Raw genomic sequence first — 18,430 nt, 5'->3', positions numbered from 1 at the left:
CCCGGCGGGGGGACGTGGCCCCCCGGCCCCCCTACTCGCGCGGCCCGCGGGGGACGACGCTGGAGCCGCGCACCCCGGGACATACGGCTGCGGCGCGCGGGAGGCCTCCCGCGCGCCGCAGCCTCGTCACGTCCCCGGCGGTACGCCGGTCACTTCTCCAGGGGGATGCGCCCGACGCCGCCGAACTCGATCCACTCGTGGGTGAGCTGACGCGGCGCCACGTCCGTGTCCGGGCGCCAGGTGGACACCTCCACCAGGCCCGGTTCGAGGATCTCCAGACCCTCGAAGTACGTCTCGACGTCCTTCGGTTCGCGCACGCGTCCCCAGTGGCCCTGGGTCGCCTTGTCCATGAAGTCGGTGACGGACGCGCGTACTTCGGCGTCCTCGCTCACCAGCTGGCACATCACCATGAAGCTGCCGGGCGCGAGCCGTTCACGGACACGGCGGGCCACCGCGAGCGGTCCGTCGGTGTCGCTGTCCGGGATGCAGTGGAACACCGAGTTGAACAGCACGCACACCGGCTCGGAGAAGTCGATCAGCCGCTTGGTGTCGGCGTGGCCGAAGATCAGGTCGGTGTCGCGCATGTCCGCGTGTATGACGGCCGTGCGCTCGTCCTGCTCCAGCAGGGCACGGCCGTGGACCAGCACCATCGGGTCGTTGTCGACGTACACCACGTGGGTCGTGGGGTCGACGCGCTGCGCGACCTGGTGGACGTTCTCCTGCGTGGGCAGGCCTGAGCCGTGGTCGAGGTACTGGCGGATGCCGTACTCCTCGGAGAGGGTCCGCACGACCCGCTGGAGGAAGCGGCGGTTGTTCAGAGCGAGGCGGCGCGTGCTGGGCACGACCTTGTCGAGTTCCTCGGTGGCGGCGCGGTCGGCCGCGTAGTTGTCCTTGCCGCCCAGGTAATAGTCGTACATGCGTGCTGCCGTCGGCACGGTCGCGTCGATCTCGGTGGACAGCTGCTTCTCGGAGTGCATCGTTCCCCCTGCAAGGTGCCGTGCCAACGGACTGGCCGGACAGGAAGTACATCCTAGGGAGCGGGAGTTGGGCCGTGCCAGCCAACTGGCTAAGGAGCCCACGATCAAACGACAAGATGACCGGCCCCGATATCGCCGCCGATCCGATTTGGCCCGCTTTGTGTACTCTGAGTCACCCGTTCCCCCGTGGGTACCCACGGGGGCGAATCCGTTCAGTGGGAGGTGGGCCGGTGGACACCTCGTCCGACCGCATCGCGAACCCTTGGGGCACCCGGACCCCTTATGCCCGAGGAGCGCCCTGGCCGGTCCGCACGGACACGCACCTGCGCGAGGGCGTCACCGAGCAGAACGTGGAGCGGTGGGTGCAGGCCGCCTCCCTGCTGCACTCCAACGGCGACGCCATGGACATCGCGGTGCGCGAGGGCGGCATCGTGGGGGTACGGGGCCGCGCAGCCGACCGGGTCAACCGCGGACGCCTCGGGCCCAAGGACCTCTACGGCTGGCAGGCCAACGCCTCCCCGGACCGGCTCACCCGCCCCCTGATCCGGGACAACGGGCGGCTGGTGGAGTGCGACTGGGACACCGCCATGGACCGGATCACGGCCCGGACCAGGAGCCTGCTCGACGAGCGCGGCCCCGGCTCGATCGGCTTCTACACCACCGGACAGCTGTTCCTCGAGGAGTACTACACCCTCGCCGTCGTCGCCCATGCCGGCATCGGCACCAACCACCTGGACGGCAACACCCGCCTGTGCACCGCGACGGCCGCCGAGGCACTGAAGGAGACCTTCGGCAGCGACGGCCAGCCCGGCAGCTACGAGGACATCGACCACGCCGACACCATCGCCCTCTTCGGTCACAACATGGCCGAAACACAGACGGTGCTGTGGATGCGGCTGCTGGACCGCCTGGACGGCGCCGACCCGCCGCGGCTCGTCTGCGTCGACCCGCGCTACACCGAGGTGGCCCGCCGCGCCGACGTCCACCTGGCCCCCCGCGCGGGCACCAACGTCGCGCTGCTCAACGCCCTGCTGCACGAGATCATCCGCACGGACCGCGTCGACCGGACCTACGTCGAGGCGCACACCGTCGGCTTCGAGGAGCTCGCGGCCCGCGTCGAGGACTGCACCCCCACGTGGGCGGCGGACATCTGTGACGTGCCGGCCGCGCAGATCGAGCGGGCCGCGGATCTCCTCGGCGGCGCCCGGCGGCTGCTGTCCACGGTCCTCCAGGGCGTCTACCAGTCCCACCAGGCCACCGCGGCCGCCGTCCAGGTCAACAACCTGCACCTCCTGCGCGGCATGCTGGGCCGCCCCGGCTGCGGACTGCTGCAGATGAACGGCCAGCCCAGCGCCCAGAACACCCGCGAGTGCGGGGCCGACGGCGACCTGCCGGGCTTCCGCAACTGGCAGAACGACCGGCACGTGGCCGACCTGGCCGCCGTGTGGAACGTGGAGCCGGAGAGGATCCCGCACTACGGCCCGCCCACCCACGCGATGCATATGTTCCGGTTCGCCGAGCAGGGCTCGATCCGGATGCTGTGGATCACCGGCACCAACCCGGCCGTGTCCCTGCCCGAGCTGTCCCGGATCCGAGCGATCCTCGCCCAGGAGCGGCTGTTCGTGGTCGCGCAGGACCTGTTCCTCACCGAGACCGCGCAGCTCGCCGACGTGGTGCTGCCCGCGGCGACCTGGGGCGAGAAGACCGGCACGCTGACCAACGCCGACCGCACCGTGCACCTGTCGGAGAAGGCCGTGGAACCGCCCGGCGAGGCCCGACCCGACCTGGACATCCTGCTCGACTTCGCCGCCCGCATGGACTTCCGTGACAAGGACGGCGGGCCGCTGATCGGCTGGCACGACCCGGAGTCGGCGTTCGCGGCGTGGCAGCGCTGCAGCGCCGGACGCCCCTGCGACTACACGGGCCTGAGCCACGAACGGCTGCGCGGCGGCAGCGGCATCCAGTGGCCCTGCACCGACGAGGCCCCCGACGGCACCGCCCGCCTCTACACCGACGGCATCTCCTTCGCGCACCCCGACGTCTGCGAGAGCTACGGCCGGGACATGGTCACCGGGGCGAGCGTGGAGCCCGTCGAGTACCGCTCCCTCAACCCGGACGGCCGGGCCGTCATCAAGGCGGCGGAGTACCTGCCGCCCCACGAGGACACCTCGGAGGCCTTCCCGCTCCAGCTGATCACCGGCCGCACGGTCTACCACTTCCACACCCGCACCAAGACCGCCCGCGCCCCCGAGCTGAACGCCGCCGCACCGGACGTCTGGGCGGAGATCTCACCCGCGGAGGCCTCCGCCCAGGGGCTCGCGGACGGCGACCTGGTGCAGGTCACCACCCCGCGCGGGGCGGTGCGGGCCCGGCTGCGCACCACCGCGATCCGCGACGGCATGGTGTTCCTGCCCTTCCACTACGGCTACTGGGACACTCCCGCCGGTCACCGCCCGCCCGACGACGGCCCCGGCCGCGCGGCCAACGAGACCACCGTGACCGACTGGGACCCGGTCTCCAAGCAGCCGCTGTTCAAGACCGGCGCGGCACGCGTGACCCTGGTCAGCCGCCGGGCCGGCGGCACCGGCATCCGGACCGAGACGGCGGAGAACGGCTCATGAGCGGCATCGGCACCACCCTGCGCCTCCTGCACGACGGCGAACGGGACCTGGAGCAGGACCTGCTGGCGGCCGCCGCGCGGCACCGCACCGACCACGAGTTCCACCACGTCGCCCTCGACGTCGCCCGCTGGTCCCGCGAGCACGCGGCCCGCCTCGCGGACACCGGCCGGGAGCACGGCCTGGACCTGTCCGGGCCGCGCGAGGACCCCTCGCCCGGCGCGCTGGCCGCGCTCCGCGAGAAGGCCTCCGAGGCGCTCGGCCGCCGCCCCGCGACCGCCCTGCTCCTGCTGCACGACCTGCGCGACCTGCACCTGGCCGCCGCCCGGAACTCCCTGTACTGGGAGATGCTCGCGCAGACGGCGCAGGCCACCCGCGACCAGCGGCTCCTGGCGCTGACCGGCGCCTGCCATCCGCAGACGCTGCGGCAGATGCGCTGGACCAACACCATGATCAAGGTCCTGTCGCCGCAGCTGCTGAGCAGCGTCTGACCGGGCCCGTCAGTGCGGCGCGCGGCGGGTCCCTCCCCCAGGCGACGGCGCGGGTTCTCGTCTCACGGTCCGGTGCCGACACCGGCAGGCCCTCGCGACCGCCCGTGCAGCAGCAGCCCGACGCCGCCGAGCCATGACACGGCAGCGGTGAGAAGGAGCAACGTCTCCAGCCCGAGACCGGGAATCACGGCACCCGCGAGGGCCGGTGCGGCGACCGAGCTGATGGCTCCCACCACCAGGCAGCCCGTGAACGCCGCGCCGGGACGATCGGGAACCAGTTCGGCGGTCCAGACCGCGAGCACCGCCGATCCGGTCATGTATCCCACGCCGAAGACGCACGCGGACGCCGTCGTCGCGATCAGGGAGGCGTCGGCGAGCCCGAGGAGCACCAGCGCCGCGCCGACCGTCACCAGGCACAGCGTGGCGACCCGCATGCTGCCCCACCGCCGTGCCAGGGCCCCGGTCGCCACGGCCACCATGCCGCTGAAGCCGATGGCCGCGTAGAGCACCGGAACGGCTGCCCCCGGAAGGGTGCCGTGGTCGAGGAGATCCACGGCGTAGGTGAAGTAGATGACAACGGCTGCGAAGTAGACGATGGAGTAGGCGGCCGGAACCCACAGTGCCTTGGCCGGCGACGCGGCACCGGTCCGTCCGCCCGGGCGCGCGGCCGGTGTGGTTCGCGGCACCAGGAGGAGGTTCACGACCGCGGCGGCCACAGCGGCCAGGGCGATCCCGGCCCAGACCAGGCGCCAGGAGCCCACCGCGGCGAGGACGGCCAGGCCGCCCAGCAACACGAGCCCGCCGCTGGTGCCGGTCGTGATGATCGCCAACGCTCTCGGCCGCTGCTGCCGGGGCACCGAACGGGTCACGACGTCCGAGTAGGAGGCCCAGACCCAGCCGCCCGCGCTACCGGCCAGGACGGTGCCGACGGCGAGCAGCCATGGTGGTTGTGCGAAGGTCACGAGCACCGCACCCAGGGCGCCGCAGGCCCCGCCCACGGTCGTCGGAGCGCGAGCGCCCCGGCGAGCTGCGAGCCACCCCGCGAGCAGCAGCCCGGCCAGGTAGCCCGCGAACGTCGCGCTGGAGATCGGGCCGAGGACCAGCTCGGAGAGCCCCAGGTCCTCCCTGATGTCAGGCAGCGTCAGTCCGTAGGCGTACCGGGCCATGCCGAAGGCGACCCCGACCACTGCCGCTCCGGCCAGCCCGATCCGGCTGCCCGCGGAGAGTGTCATCATCGCCCCCTGATCGCGCGTGCCTGAGGGCACTGCCATGGACCTAGCCTGCCCTTCGGAACCTCACCGAACCCGTTGTCCCCTCCCTGTTCGAGACGCCGGGACTCGTGACCCCGGGACTCGTGCCTCAACGACATCCAGGTATGCGAGGAGTCGCTAGTGTGGAAATACGAGAATTCATCGGAAGTCGAGTGAGCGTCGGCAGCCGCTATTCTCACGGCCCCGGCCGTTTTCCCAGGAGCATCCCATGGGCGACTATTACGACCTCGGCACCCACAGCCGTCACGTCACCACCTCCTCCGCCGCAGCCCAACTCTGGTTCGACCGCGGCCTGATCTGGACCTACGCCTTCCACCACGAGGAGGCGGTCGCCTGCTTCGAAAAGGCCGTCGAGGCGGACCCCGAATGCGCGATGGCGTATTGGGGGATCGCCTATGCGCTCGGCCCGAACTACAACAAGCCCTGGGAATTCTTCGACGGCGAGGAACTGGCGCGGACCGTCGAACGCACGCACACCGCCGTGGAACGGGCCCACGAAAAGGCCACCGACGCCACCCCGGTCGAACAGGCCCTCATCGGCGCCCTGCGCGCCCGCTACCCCCAGTCCGAGGCCGTCGAGGACTGCTCGGTGTGGAACGAGCCCTACGCGGACGCCATGCGCGCGGTTTACGAACTGGCCCCCGGTGACGCGGACATCGCCGCCCTCTACGCCGACGCCCTCATGAACCTCACGCCCTGGCAGCTGTGGGACCTGGCGACCGGGCAACCCGCCGAGGGAGCCCGGACGACCGAGGCCCGGGCGGTCCTGGAGGCCGCCCTCGCCACCGAGGCCGGGGACCGCCATCCCGGCGTCCTGCACATGTACATCCACCTGATGGAGATGTCCCCGGCGCCCGAGCAGGCCCTCACTGTCGCCGACCGCCTGCGCGGCCTCGTACCCGACGCCGGGCACCTGCTCCACATGCCCTCGCACCTGGACGTCCTGTGCGGCGACTACCGCCAGGTCGTCGCCGCCAACAGCCACGCCATCGCCGCCGACGAGAAGTACCTCCGGCGGGCCGGCGCGATGCACTTCTACACCCTCTACCGGGCGCACAACCACCACTTCAAGATCTACGGGGCCATGTTCCTCGGCCAGTGCCAGGTCGCGCTCGACGCCGCCGCCCGGCTGGAGGCCGCCGTCCCCGAGAAACTGCTGCGGGTCGAGTCCCCTCCGATGGCCGACTGGCTGGAGGGCTTCCTGGCCATGCGGGTCCACGTACTGATCCGCTTCGGCCGCTGGGCCGACATCCTCGCCCTGCCGGCCCCCGCCGACCCCGAGCTGTACGCGGTGACCACCGCCATGCGGCACTACGCCCGCGGCGTCGCCCTCTCGGCCACCGGCGAGGTCGACCGGGCGGTGGCCGAGCGCACCCTGTTCCGCGAGGCGGTGAGCCGGGTGCCCGAGACGCGGATGCTGTTCAACAACACCTGCCGCGACATCCTCGCCGTCGCCTCCGCCATGCTCGACGGTGAGCTCGAGTACCGCCGGGGCAACCACGACCTCGCCTTCGCCGCCCTGGAGCGCTCCATCGAGCTGAACGACAACCTCCCCTACGACGAGCCCTGGGGCTGGATGCAGCCCACCCGCCACGCGTACGGCGCGCTGCTGCTGGAACAGGGCCGGGTGGCCGAGGCGGAGGCGGTCTACCGGGCGGACCTCGGCCTCGACGACACCCTGCCCCGCCCCTTGCAGCACCCCAACAACGTCTGGGCGCTGCACGGCTTCCACGAGTGCCTGCTGCGCACGGGCAAGACCGGCGAGGCGGCCCTCGTGGCGCACCAGCTCAGGCTGGCGACCGCGCTGGCCGACGTGCCGATCGAGTCGTCCTGCTTCTGCCGCATGGAGACCGCGTCCGGGGCCCCGGCGGCCGTGGCCGACGGCCGCTGCCACTGACCGTCAGCGACGACTCCGGCCCCCGTCCGCCGAAGCCAGCCGCACCAGGAACGGCTGTGCCCCGGACAGGCGGAGCCGCTGCGTGTGCACGGGGATGAACCCGTGCCGCAGAGCCGCGGCCAGGTCCTCGCGCCCGGGCAGCAGCAGCACGGCGGTGCCGTCGCGGGACAGGACACGGCGCAGCTCCGTCCACCAGCGGTCCGGCGCCCCGGCGAGCAGGCCCCCGGCGTGGACCTGGGTGCCCCACGGCGGATTGCACAGCACGCGGTCCACGGCGCCGTCCGGCAGCGGGAGGCGTCCGGCGTCGCCGCGGCGGACCGTCACGGGCAGCTCACCGGCGTTGGCGCGGGCCGCGGCGACCGCCTCCGCCGAGAGGTCGAAGCCGTTGAAGCGTGCGTCGGGCCGGGTCAGCGCCGCCTCGATCAGCAGGGTGCCGGCGCCGCAGCACGGGTCCAGGACGGTCTGCCCCGGGCGGATGCCGGCCAGCGCCGCCATGGCCGCGGCGAGCGGCGGGTGGAGGGTGCCCGGGACGGTGCGCCGCTTGTAGGCGCGCCGGTGCAGCGGCCGGTCGTCGACGCGCAGCAGGAGCGTGGCCCGCGTGCCGTCCAGCGTGAGCCGCCAGCCGTCGCAGCCCGGCGGGGGAGCGGCACCCTCACGCCGGGAGTGGTAGGGCACGCCGAGCCGCCGCGCCAGGGCCTCGCCCACGACGTCCTCGGCGTCGTACCGGGTGAAGGCACGCCGGCCGAGGAAGGACGCCGAGACCTCGACCCCGGCGGGTGCCGACTCCCCGTGCCTCAGGGACAGCAGGCGGTCGGTGTCGGTGAGCCGGACGAGCTCGCCGAGCCGGTGCAGGTCCTGCCGGGCGGGTCCGGTGTCGGGGCACCGGGCGGCGAGCAGGAACACGTCGTCGGCGGTGCGCAGCGGACGGACGGGGTGGTGGGTGCGGAAATGGACTTCGCGATGCCGCAGGTCGGTCACGGCGCCGAGCCCGGACCCCAGAACCTCGGCGGCGACCACGGCCTCCAGGCCGCGGAGGCAGCGCGCCACGAGGGGCGTGTGCATGGTGGTGTTCTTCTTCCACGTCGGCACTCGGGGCAGCGCTCCGCCGCCCCGCGTCGTCGGCGACGGGGGATCCTCGCTTCGCCGACGGTGCCTAGCGGAGGTGGAAGAAGTACGTCATGGGCGGGAGTGTAATCGGCACGCCGGGTTTGAGAAGCGGTTTTCGAGGTCACCCGAACGGGGACCAGGAGCCGGACAGGACTTGGAGTGAGCTGACCGTGGCTGAAGAGCAGAAGGCCAAGGCGAAGGCAGAGCAGGCCAAGGGCAAGGCCAAGGAGACCGTGGGCCGTGCGGTCGGCAACGAGCGCTTGACGGCCGAGGGCCGTGCCCAGCAGTCCAAGGGTGACGCCCGGCAGGCCAAGGAGAAGACGAAGGACGTCTTCAAGCACTGAGGCCGTCGACCCGAACGAGAGAAGAGCGCGGGGCCCGCATGCCCCGCGCTCTTCTTCTTGGGCCCGCCGGAATCAGACCGCCGGAGCCGGGTACGTCGGATACTCGACGCCGGACACGTGCTGCACCACACGGATGACCTGGCAGGAGTAGCCGAACTCGTTGTCGTACCACAGGTAGAGGATCGCGTTGTCGCCCTCCACCTTGAGGGCGCCGGCGTCGACGATCGACGCGTGGCGCGAGCCGATGAAGTCGCTGGAGACCGCGTCGGGCGCGCTGATGAAGTCGATCTGGCGCTTCAGCGGGGAGGTGAGGGAGACCTCGCGCAGGTAGTCCAGGACCTCCTGGCGGTCGGTCTCCCGGGAGAGCTGCAGGTTGAGGATCGCGATGGAGACGTCCGGCACCGGCACCCGGATCGAGCTGCCCGTGATCTTCGCCTTGAGGTCGGGCAGCGCCTTGGCGACGGCGGAGGCGGCACCGGTCTCGGTGATGACCATGTTGAGCGGCGCGGAACGGCCCCGGCGCTCGGACTTGTGGTAATTGTCCAGCAGGTTCTGGTCGTTGGTGAACGAGTGGACGGTCTCCACGTGGCCGCGCTGCACGCCGAACTCGTCGTCCATCGCCTTCAGCGGCGGCACGATCGCGTTCGTGGTGCAGGACGCGCAGGACAGGATCTGCTCGTCCGGCTTGATGGTGTCGTGGTTGACGCCGTGCACGATGTTCGGGACGTCGCCCTTGCCGGGCGCGGTCAGCACGACCTTGTCGATGCCGGGGCGCAGGTGCTTCGACAGGCCCTCGCGGTCGCGCCACTTGCCGGTGTTGTCGATGAGGATGGCGTCCTTGATGCCGTACGCCGTGTAGTCGACCTCGGACGGGTCGTTCGCGTAGATCACCTTGATGGCGTTGCCGTTGGCGACGATCGTGCTGGTCGCCTCGTCGACGGTGATCGTGCCCTGGAACTGGCCGTGGATGGAGTCCCGGCGCAGCAGCGAGGCGCGCTTGACGATGTCCTGCTCGCCTCCGCCGCGCACGACGATGGCGCGCAGCCGCAGGCCGTTGCCCGAGCCGGCCTTCTCGATGAGCAGACGGGCCACGAGCCGGCCGATGCGGCCGAACCCGTACAGGACGACGTCGCGTCCCTCGCGCCGCTCGATCTTGTTGGCGCCCGTGGCGCCGGCGACGGCCTCGGCGGTGAACTCGGCGACCGACAGGCCCCGGTCGTCCTCGCGGTACGTCGCGGCGAGCATGCCGATGTCGATCTGGGACGGACCGAGGTCCAGCTCGGCGAGCGTCCGCAGGAACGGCAGCGTCTCGGTGACCGAGAGCTCCGCGCCGGCGATCTGCCGGGCGAACCGGTGGGTCTTCAGGATGCTGACCACCGACTTGTTCACCAGGGAGCGGCTGTGCAGCAGGACGGTCACGTCCCGCTCCCGGTGCAGCTTCCCGATGATCGGGATCATCGACTCCGCGATCTCCTCGCGGTTCTTCCAGTTGGTGAACGAGTCGTCGTTGACAGTCACGAGTCCATCTTTCGAGCTAGGCGGCGCTCATATGTTAAACCGTCGATGTCCCGCTCATGAACGGGGTGCCCCGACGGCGTCCGGACGGCGTCCGCGCGCCCCCGGCGGCACGGCCTGAGACGATCGGAAACGGAGCTGCCGCGCGGGAGGGACGCGCATGGACTACGACGCCGTGGCCGACGAGCTGTACGCCCTGCGGCCGGAGGAGTTCACCTCCGCCCGGGCGTCGGCCGCCGCCGCCGCCCGTACCGCGGGCGACCGGGACCTCGCCTCGCGGATCGGCGCGCTGCGCAAGCCCAGCCTCGCGGCCTGGGTCAGCAACCTCCTGGTCCGCAGCCGGCCCGGGGAGGTCGGGCCCCTGCTCCGGCTGGGGGAGGAACTGCGCCGGGCCCACCGGGACCTGGACGGCGCACAGTTGCGGGAGCTGAGCCGTCACCGCACCGCACTCGTCCGTGCCCTGTCCCTGCAGGCCGGGCGGCTCGCGGCGGAGGCCGGCCATCCGGTCGGCGAGAGCGTGCGGCGCGAGGTCGAGAACACCCTGCACGCCGTGCTCGCCGACCCCGAGGCCGCCGAGGCCTGGGCGACCGGGCGGCTGGCCAAGCCGCTCGACGCGGCCGTCGGCTTCCCGGCCGCCGCCGAGGGCGCCACGGCCCGCCGCCGCACGTCACCGCCCTCCGGGCCTGCCCCCGCCCGGCCCGCGGGGAAGGCCGGCGAGCAGCACCGGCGGCGCCTGGCCGAGGCCCGGCAGGACGCCGAGGCCGCCGAGCGGGAGCTGCGCACCCTGCGGGACGAGGCGTCCGCCGCCGAGCGGGCGGCGGGTGAGGCGAAGGTGCAGGTCGAGCGCCTTGAGCGGCGCGTCGGTGAGCTGGCCGGTGAGCTGGAGCGGGTCAGGGCCGAACACCAGCAGGCCCGTTTCGCCGAGCGCACGGCCCGGGAGCAGGCGCGGGCCGGTGACCGCCGGGTCCGTGAGGCGAGCCGCCGGGCGGCGACCGCCGCGGCCCGGCTCGAACGCCTCGCCCGGGCGGAGCCCTGACGGACCGCGGCCCGCACGGCCGCTCGTCCGGGGAGCGCGCTCCGTCCGGGTATTCCGCCACGTCACGGCCGTGACCGGAGCCCACGGCCGTCATGATGGCTGCTGTGAGGGAGGTCACAACCCGGCGCGGGAGCGGATTTCCCGGCCCTCACCGGCACGACACCAAAATTGAACCGTTCGTTTTCTTGAACCGTTCGTGTTATGCGGCTAGGTTGTCGCCATGACCGCATCCGGGACCCCGACCACCGCCGAGGAGCTGCGCGGTGCCGGCCTGCGGGTGACGGCCGCTCGTGTAGCGCTGCTGGAGACCGTGCGGGACGGCGACCACCTCGGCGCCGAGGCGATCGCCTCCGAGGTGCGCGTCCGCGTGGGCCACATCTCCGTCCAAGCCGTCTACGAAGGGCTCCACGCCCTCACCGCGGCGGGACTCATACGCCGCCTCGAACCACCCGGCAGCCCGGCCCTCTACGAGGGGCGGGTCGGCGACAACCACCACCACCTCGTGTGCCGGTCGTGCGGAGCCGTCGCCGACGTCGACTGCGCGGTCGGCCACGCCCCCTGCCTGACCGCGTCCGACGACCGCGGCTTCGCCGTCGACGAGGCCGAGGTCATCTACTGGGGCCTGTGCCCCGGCTGTTCCACCGCCCGCAGTTCCTGAGCACGTGATCCACCCGAGCACCGCGATCCACCCCGTCCGGAAGGATTTCCATGACCGAGAACCACGACGCGATCGTCACCGATGCGAAGCAGGAGGAGACGGGCGGCGGCTGCCCGGTCGCGCACGACCGGGCCCTGCACCCGACCCAGGGTGGCGGCAACCGTCAGTGGTGGCCGGAGCGCCTCAACCTGAAGATCCTCGCGAAGAACCCCGAGGTCTCCAACCCGCTCGGCGGCGAGTTCGACTACGCCGAGGCGTTCCAGAACCTCGACCTCGCGGCCGTGAAGCGCGACATCGCCGAGGTGCTGACCACCTCGCAGGACTGGTGGCCCGCCGACTTCGGCAACTACGGCCCCCTGATGGTCCGCATGGCCTGGCACAGCGCGGGCACCTACCGCATCAGCGACGGCCGCGGCGGCGCCGGCGCCGGCCAGCAGCGCTTCGCCCCGCTCAACAGCTGGCCCGACAACGGCAACCTCGACAAGGCCCGCCGCCTGCTGTGGCCGGTCAAGAAGAAGTACGGCCAGTCCATCTCCTGGGCCGACCTCATGATCCTCACCGGCAACGTCGCCCTGGAGCAGATGGGCTTCGAGACCTTCGGCTTCGCCGGCGGCCGCGCGGACGTCTGGGAGCCCGACGAGGACGTCTACTGGGGTCCCGAGACCACCTGGCTCGACGACCGGCGCTACTCCGGCGACCGCGAGCTGGAGAACCCCCTCGCCGCCGTCCAGATGGGCCTCATCTACGTCAACCCCGAGGGCCCGAACGGCAACCCGGACCCGATCGCCGCGGCCCGCGACATCCGTGAGACGTTCCGCCGCATGGCGATGAACGACGAGGAGACCGTCGCCCTGATCGCCGGTGGCCACACCTTCGGCAAGACCCACGGCGCCGGCCCCGCCGACCACGTCGGCGCCGACCCCGAGGCCGCCTCCATGGAGGAGATGGGCCTGGGCTGGAAGAGCACCTACGGCACCGGCAAGGGCGGCGACGCCATCACCTCCGGCCTGGAGGTCACCTGGACCGCCACGCCGACCCAGTGGAGCAACGGCTTCTTCAAGAACCTCTTCGAGTTCGAGTACGAGCTCGAGCAGAGCCCGGCCGGCGCCCACCAGTGGGTCGCCAAGGACGCCCCGGAGATCGTGCCGGACGCGCACGACGCGTCGAAGAAGCACCGCCCGAAGATGCTCACCACCGACCTGGCGCTGCGCTTCGACCCGATCTACGAGCCCATCTCCCGCCGGTTCTACGAGAACCCGCAGGAGTTCGCGGACGCCTTCGCCCGCGCCTGGTTCAAGCTGACCCACCGTGACATGGGCCCGAAGTCCCTGTACCTCGGCCCCGAGGTCCCGGAGGAGACCCTCATCTGGCAGGACCCGCTGCCGGAGCGCGAGGGCGAGCTCATCGACGCCGAGGACGTCAAGACCCTCAAGGCCAAGCTCCTCGAGTCCGGTCTGTCCGTCTCGCAGCTGGTGTCCACCGCCTGGGCCTCGGCCTCCACCTTCCGCGGCAGCGACAAGCGCGGCGGCGCCAACGGTGCCCGCATCCGCCTGGAGCCGCAGCGCGGCTGGGAGGTCAACGAGCCCGACGAGCTGGCCCAGGTCCTGCGCGTCCTGGAGGGCATCCAGCAGGAGTTCAACTCCGGCGCCGGTGCCAAGAAGGTGTCCCTGGCCGACCTGATCGTCCTCGGTGGCTCCGCCGCCGTCGAGAAGGCCGCCAAGGAGGCCGGCTTCCAGGTGGAGGTGCCCTTCGCCGCGGGCCGCGTGGACGCGACCGAGGAGCACACCGACGCCGAGTCGTTCGAGGCGCTTGAGCCGACCGCCGACGGGTTCCGCAACTACCTCGGCAAGGGCAACCGCCTGCCCGCCGAGTTCCTGCTGCTCGACCGCGCGAACCTGCTCAACCTGAGCGCCCCCGAGATGACCGTCCTGGTCGGCGGCCTGCGCGTGCTGGGCGCCAACTACCAGCAGTCCCAGCTCGGCGCCCTCACCAAGACGCCCGGCTCGCTGACCAACGACTTCTTCGTCAACCTGCTCGACCTGGGCATCACGTGGAAGTCGACGTCCGAGGACCAGACCACGTTCGAGGGCCGCGACGCCGCCACCGGCGAGGTCAAGTGGGCCGGCTCCCGCGCCGACCTGGTCTTCGGCTCGAACTCCGAGCTGCGGGCCCTCGCCGAGGTCTACGCGAGCGACGACGCCAAGGAGAAGTTCGTCAAGGACTTCGTCGCGGCGTGGGTCAAGGTCATGAACCTGGACCGGTTCGACCTGGTCTGATCACCCCCGTCTGACAGGACGCCCCGGGCCCGCCGGCCCGGGGCGTCCCGCGTTCGCGCTGAGGGAGTGTCAAAAACCCTTCAAGGCAAGAACATCACTCACCCAACTCACCCCATGAAACGGCAAGGAACGCGGGGACGGCCGCGGCCCGGCCCGGATCCGGGCATACGTTCGGGCCGTGACCACAGACTCCGCTCCTCCCAGAGACGCCACCGGCGGCCCCGTCCGCCGCACCGTCCTGCGCACCGCGCTGACCGGGGCCGCGGCCCTCGGCGCGGGCCTCGCTGCCGCGCCCGCGACCACCGCCGCGCCCGCCCGGCACACACCCCGGCGGCCCGCCACCCCGGACGAGGCGCTGAGGGAACTGGCCGCGGGCAACCGCCGCTGGCGCGCCTACCGGGAACGCCACCCGCACGAGGACCCCGTGATACGGCGGACGCTGGCCACCGGCCAGCACCCCTTCGCGGTCGTCCTCGGCTGCATCGACTCGCGCGTGCCCCCGGAACTGGTCTTCGACCAGGGCCTGGGCGACCTGATGACGGTCCGCACCGCCGGTGAGGTCCTCGACGAGGCCGTCCTCGGCAGCGTCGCCTACGGTGTGCTGGAACTCGCCGTCCCGCTGGTCGTCGTCCTCGGCCACCAGTCGTGCGGCGCGGTCCGCGCCGCCGTGGAGGCGGAGCAGTCCGGTGACCGGCTGCCCGCTCATATGCAGTACCTGGTCGACCAGATAAGCCCGGCCATAGACCACCGCGAGGAGGGGGACGCCCGCGTCGACGCGACCGTGAGCGCCCACGTCCGGCTGGTGCGCTCCCGGCTGGCCGCGGAGCCCGAACTCGCCGCGCGTGTCGCGGCCGGCCGGCTGGCCATCGTCGGCGCCCGCTACGAACTGACCACCCAGGCCGTCCACCGCGTCGCATGAGCACCGCCCGGTCCGCCGCAGCACCCTGGGGCGGACCGGGCCGCCCCGTCAGGCCTTCAGCGGGTTGTAGCGCGCCGCCGCCATCAGGTACCAGGCGGTCGCGCCCGTGTGCCGGTACGGGTAGTAGCCGAAGCCGAATCCGGTGTCCAGCGGGCTGCTCGCGGACACCACGCCACTGCGCTCGGGCAGCGCCGTCCCGCCGACGGTCTGACCGCCGCCCAGCAGGTCCTGCGCCTGCTCGGTGGACGCGAGCAGCCGCAGGGCGCGGGCCTCGTCGCCGCGCGCCCCGCGTGTGCGCAGCGCGAGCGCGAGATGGGCCGTCCCCTCGAACCACACCGCGTTGCGGTCCGGCTTGGGCTGGCCCGCCGCGATCGGCGCGTCCTCATTCGCGAGGAGGCTCGCCGAACTGAAGGTGACACCCTCGTACGACTGACCCGCGGGCACCGTGCTGTTGGGGCGGCCGGAGTGGTCCTGGACGGCCAGTTCGGCCGCCGCCCAGTCCAGCGCACGCGCACAGCCGCGCGTCCGGTCGCCGAACGCGAGATACGTCCAGGTCTGGGTGTCCTCCGGGATCGGCGACCGGTTCACGGTCACGCCGTCGTTCGTGCCGGTGTAGAAGAAGCCGCCGGACGGCTCCCACATGCTCCGCACGAACGCCTCGGCCCGCTCCCGCCGTTCACGCCACACCCGGTCACCCGTGAGCCGGGCGAGCCGCCCGAACAGGCAGATCAGGTCCGTGTTGTGCTCGGTGGAGGTGAACGGCAGCTTCCGGTCCGCCCCGTCCACCCCGAACTTGTAGCCGCCCAGCGGCTCGCCCGTACGGCCGGTCCGCTCGATCCACTCACCGATGCGCACCGCGCCCGAGAGATAGCGCCGCGCCCCGGTGCGGCGCGCGAGGGCGCTCAGCGCGATGCCCGCCCAGGCCATGTCGCCCACCGCCGTGCCGGTGAAGCCGAACTGCGTTCCGACGTTGACCGTTCCGTCCGGCCGGACGAAGCCGTCGGGCTGCGGGGAGCCGTCGTAGAAGGTGTACGGCCCGACGTTGTAGGCCTGCCGGAGCCTGCCGTCGTCGTACGCCGGGTCGTGCGACTGGGCGTACAGCAGGGCGTCGCCGAGCGTCTTCGCGCGCTTCAGGCCGTCCGCCGTGCGGGCCGCCAGGTGGGCCAGGATCGCGAGGGCGTTGTCGTAGGTGAAGGCGGTGCTGAACAGGCCGGCCTGGTCCGTGTAGCTCTGGGTCAGGCGGAGGCCGTCCTGGCCCGGGTAGGCGTCCATGGCGGCGGCGAGGAAGGCGCGCCCCCGAGCCGGGGCCGATCGCGGCCGGGACCCGGTCGGACCGGCCGCCCATGCCTGCCCGGAGCCCACCGCGGCCGTTCCCGCGGCACCGAGTCCGGCTCCGATGAGCGTACGCCGGCTCAGCGCCGGGCCTTGTCTGCCAGTCATGGATCTCCCCTTGAGAGCGCTCTCAACGATGCGCGCTCATTGTGCGGGCGCGCCGGGGGAGGGTCAACGACTTGGCCGGAAGGAGTTCCGGGAAGAGGGGCGGAGCAGGGCGGACGGCGGGTGGATCACTCGCAGACGATCTCGTCGCGCGGCGTGTAGTGCGTGCGGAACGGCTCACGCCGCACTTCCCGGCCGTCGTCGTGGAACACGCGCTCCACGGTGACGTCGAACCCTTCGAGGGGAGTCTGCGGCACGCACTCCTTGTCGTCGCTCACCCTCTTCTCCGGCTCCTTCACGTTGGTGCGCGGCCCCGTGACGGACGTGATCTCGTCGTACTTGCGGGTGCCGAGGAAGGAGACCGTCACGGACGTGTCCGTGGACTCGGCCTGGATGTAGATGGCCTTGCCCGAGTCGTTGGTGAACCGCAGATCGAGGCTGCCCCAGGCGACCGTGGCCTCCCGGCCCTCCGGGTAGCGCTCGATGTAGAAGGAGTGCGCGCCGTGCTCGACGGGCTTGACCCCGGCGAAGAACAGCGCGTTGTACACGGTCGTCGCGACGGAGGAGACGCCGCCGCCGGACGCCTTGGTGTACTTGTCGTCGAGGATGATGATGCCCTCGGTGAAGCCGTTGGCCTCGGTGCGCTCCCCGACGGTCCGGTTGAAGCTCCACGTCTCACCGGGCTTCACCACGGAGCCGTCGATGAGCTCCACGGCACGGCCGATGTTCTTCGTGCGGTACTCGGCCGGTTCGAACTCGACCGTGAAGGACGACATCGTCTCCGTCAGCCCCAGCTCCGCGGCGTTCTCGCGGGTCACCTCGGGCTGGATCCGGCGCACCTCCACCTCGCCGGCGCGGGCGTCGCCCGACCGGGTCAGCAGCGGCAGTACGGCCTTGCCGAGCGCCTTGTCGGTGACCTCCCGGCCGATCGTGGCGTCCTGGGCGACGACGGCCTTGTCGCCGTCCGGCCGGAGCCTGGCGTTCGCGGCGGTGGTGGTGACCTCGTTCAGGGGCCCGGCCAGCGCCGGATCGTCGCGCAGCGCCTTCGCGTCGAGCTCCGGCTCGAGCCTCCCGTCGTCGTCCGCCCGCAGGGCCAGGTGGTCGCCCAGCACGTCCGGGGCCACCGAGAAGCGCTTGCCGGCCGCGGTGAGCGTGACGGGCGCCGACACGGCCGGCCGCGCGAACTCGCGCACCGCCCGGCGCACCTCCTCGGCCGTGACCTCCGGCCGGGTCTCGCGGGCGGGCAGGGCCGTCACCGCGGAGGAGTCACCGCGCAGGAACGACGCGCGCAGGGGAGCGAGGGCCGCCTCCACGTCCAGCGCGTAGCCGGTACGCGGCACGGTCTCCTCGACCCGGCCGTCCCGGAAGGCGACGGCACCCTCCCTGACCTTCTGGTCGAGCCCCTTCGCCAGCTGCCCGAGGGCGGCCCGGGCCCTGTCCTCGTCGACGCGCACGACGGGCTCGATCTCGCCGCCCTCGCGGAAGAACCCGCGGAAGACGCTGACGGGGTCGCTGCCGGTGCGCACCGCCCGGTCGACGGTCTCCCCGACGTCGTAGGAGAGCCCGGCGCTGCGGGGATCCACCGTGCCCGTGCGGTCGCCGACGCGTACGGGCAGGTCCCGCGCCCCGGCGGCGCCCAGCTGCCGCTCCAGCTTCCGCACCGCCTCCGCGCGGCTCAGGCCCCCGATCTCGACCCCGCGCACCGTCGTCCCGGCGTCGATCTCCCCGCCCGTGACCAGCAGCCCGGCGAGGTACAACCCGCCCACCCCCACGGCCAGCGCCCCGCCGGCCAGGGCGAAGGGCGGGAGGGAGGTGACACGGGGGACGGAGGTTATTCGGGGGCGCATGAGTCTCCTGAAGATCGGTACGAGGGTGCACCCGGTG

General features: G+C 72.3%; 14 protein-coding genes. 8 read left to right on the top strand and 6 right to left on the bottom strand.

From position 1 onward, the window contains the following. Positions 1 to 149: 149 nt before the first annotated feature. Positions 150 to 977, bottom strand: coding sequence for an SAM-dependent methyltransferase (locus tag ABZY20_RS31725; protein ID WP_356446046.1), 828 nt, complete (start codon positions 975 to 977; stop codon positions 150 to 152). Positions 978 to 1,207: 230 nt separating this feature from the next. Here ABZY20_RS31725 and ABZY20_RS31720 point away from each other — a divergent pair, with 230 nt between their 5' ends. After that, positions 1,208 to 3,598 (top strand): nitrate reductase, encoded by a 2,391-nt coding sequence (locus ABZY20_RS31720; protein WP_356446044.1) that lies wholly within the window; start codon positions 1,208 to 1,210, stop codon positions 3,596 to 3,598. After that, positions 3,595 to 4,086, top strand: a complete 492-nt coding sequence (locus ABZY20_RS31715; protein ID WP_356446042.1) for a hypothetical protein — start codon at positions 3,595 to 3,597, stop codon at positions 4,084 to 4,086. The genes ABZY20_RS31720 and ABZY20_RS31715 overlap by 4 nt, the downstream gene beginning before the upstream one ends. Positions 4,087 to 4,148: 62 nt before the next feature. Here ABZY20_RS31715 and ABZY20_RS31710 read toward each other — a convergent pair whose 3' ends face one another. Further along, complete coding sequence (locus tag ABZY20_RS31710) at positions 4,149 to 5,357, bottom strand: MFS transporter (RefSeq protein ID WP_356446040.1); 1,209 nt, start codon at positions 5,355 to 5,357, stop codon at positions 4,149 to 4,151. A gap of 208 nt (positions 5,358 to 5,565) precedes the next feature. On the opposite strand from ABZY20_RS31710, the gene ABZY20_RS31705 reads away from it, so the two are divergent. Continuing rightward, positions 5,566 to 7,254: a tetratricopeptide repeat protein gene (locus ABZY20_RS31705; protein ID WP_356446039.1), complete on the top strand. Its 1,689-nt coding sequence runs from the start codon at positions 5,566 to 5,568 to the stop codon at positions 7,252 to 7,254. A gap of 3 nt (positions 7,255 to 7,257) precedes the next feature. Here the strand turns inward: ABZY20_RS31705 and ABZY20_RS31700 are convergent, their stop codons facing one another. Next, on the bottom strand, positions 7,258 to 8,316 hold the full coding sequence (locus tag ABZY20_RS31700) for a methyltransferase domain-containing protein (protein WP_356446037.1): 1,059 nt from the start codon (positions 8,314 to 8,316) through the stop codon (positions 7,258 to 7,260). Between the two features lie 215 nt (positions 8,317 to 8,531). Between ABZY20_RS31700 and ABZY20_RS31695 the strand changes: the two genes are divergently transcribed. Beyond that, the gene (locus tag ABZY20_RS31695) at positions 8,532 to 8,705 is read left to right on the top strand and encodes a CsbD family protein (RefSeq protein WP_356446035.1); all 174 of its coding nucleotides are present in this window, start codon (positions 8,532 to 8,534) and stop codon (positions 8,703 to 8,705) included. A 72-nt stretch (positions 8,706 to 8,777) separates the two neighbouring features. Here the strand turns inward: ABZY20_RS31695 and ABZY20_RS31690 are convergent, their stop codons facing one another. Further along, positions 8,778 to 10,223 (bottom strand): glyceraldehyde-3-phosphate dehydrogenase, encoded by a 1,446-nt coding sequence (locus ABZY20_RS31690; protein WP_356446033.1) that lies wholly within the window; start codon positions 10,221 to 10,223, stop codon positions 8,778 to 8,780. A 157-nt stretch (positions 10,224 to 10,380) separates the two neighbouring features. Between ABZY20_RS31690 and ABZY20_RS31685 the strand changes: the two genes are divergently transcribed. The 4 genes from ABZY20_RS31685 to ABZY20_RS31670 all read left to right on the top strand — a co-directional run bounded on the left by ABZY20_RS31685 (position 10,381) and on the right by ABZY20_RS31670 (position 15,109). Next, positions 10,381 to 11,256, top strand: coding sequence for a hypothetical protein (locus ABZY20_RS31685; RefSeq protein ID WP_356446031.1), 876 nt, complete (start codon positions 10,381 to 10,383; stop codon positions 11,254 to 11,256). Positions 11,257 to 11,476: 220 nt separating this feature from the next. Continuing rightward, positions 11,477 to 11,914 (top strand): Fur family transcriptional regulator, encoded by a 438-nt coding sequence (locus ABZY20_RS31680; protein WP_356446029.1) that lies wholly within the window; start codon positions 11,477 to 11,479, stop codon positions 11,912 to 11,914. Positions 11,915 to 11,964: 50 nt separating this feature from the next. Next, entirely contained in the window at positions 11,965 to 14,190 is a 2,226-nt protein-coding gene (gene katG / locus ABZY20_RS31675) for a catalase/peroxidase HPI (RefSeq protein WP_356446027.1), read from the top strand. Positions 14,191 to 14,368: 178 nt separating this feature from the next. After that, entirely contained in the window at positions 14,369 to 15,109 is a 741-nt protein-coding gene (locus ABZY20_RS31670) for a carbonic anhydrase (RefSeq protein WP_356446025.1), read from the top strand. Positions 15,110 to 15,157: 48 nt separating this feature from the next. Here the strand turns inward: ABZY20_RS31670 and ABZY20_RS31665 are convergent, their stop codons facing one another. Both ABZY20_RS31665 and ABZY20_RS31660 read right to left on the bottom strand, forming a co-directional pair. After that, entirely contained in the window at positions 15,158 to 16,549 is a 1,392-nt protein-coding gene (locus tag ABZY20_RS31665; RefSeq protein ID WP_356446023.1) for a Tat pathway signal sequence domain protein, read from the bottom strand. A 125-nt stretch (positions 16,550 to 16,674) separates the two neighbouring features. Then, positions 16,675 to 18,393, bottom strand: a complete 1,719-nt coding sequence (locus ABZY20_RS31660; protein ID WP_356446021.1) for a VanW family protein — start codon at positions 18,391 to 18,393, stop codon at positions 16,675 to 16,677. Positions 18,394 to 18,430 lie beyond the last annotated feature (37 nt).

Origin of the sequence: Streptomyces sp. NPDC006624 (genome assembly GCF_040611555.1) — a bacterium.
In the GTDB taxonomy this organism is placed as follows: domain Bacteria; phylum Actinomycetota; class Actinomycetes; order Streptomycetales; family Streptomycetaceae; genus Streptomyces.
The sequence above is the reverse complement of the archived record's forward strand: the minus strand, read 5'-3'. Positions and strand labels throughout refer to the sequence as shown.

Coding starts and splice junctions, on each gene's coding strand:
- ABZY20_RS31685 (WP_356446031.1), top strand. CDS start 10,381: ATGGACTACGACGCCGTGGCCGACGAGCTGTACGCCCTGCGGCCGGAG.
- ABZY20_RS31665 (WP_356446023.1), bottom strand. CDS start 16,549: ATGACTGGCAGACAAGGCCCGGCGCTGAGCCGGCGTACGCTCATCGGA.
- ABZY20_RS31725 (WP_356446046.1), bottom strand. CDS start 977: ATGCACTCCGAGAAGCAGCTGTCCACCGAGATCGACGCGACCGTGCCG.
- ABZY20_RS31715 (WP_356446042.1), top strand. CDS start 3,595: ATGAGCGGCATCGGCACCACCCTGCGCCTCCTGCACGACGGCGAACGG.
- ABZY20_RS31710 (WP_356446040.1), bottom strand. CDS start 5,357: ATGGCAGTGCCCTCAGGCACGCGCGATCAGGGGGCGATGATGACACTC.
- ABZY20_RS31680 (WP_356446029.1), top strand. CDS start 11,477: ATGACCGCATCCGGGACCCCGACCACCGCCGAGGAGCTGCGCGGTGCC.
- ABZY20_RS31705 (WP_356446039.1), top strand. CDS start 5,566: ATGGGCGACTATTACGACCTCGGCACCCACAGCCGTCACGTCACCACC.
- ABZY20_RS31700 (WP_356446037.1), bottom strand. CDS start 8,316: ATGCACACGCCCCTCGTGGCGCGCTGCCTCCGCGGCCTGGAGGCCGTG.
- ABZY20_RS31660 (WP_356446021.1), bottom strand. CDS start 18,393: ATGCGCCCCCGAATAACCTCCGTCCCCCGTGTCACCTCCCTCCCGCCC.
- katG (WP_356446027.1), top strand. CDS start 11,965: ATGACCGAGAACCACGACGCGATCGTCACCGATGCGAAGCAGGAGGAG.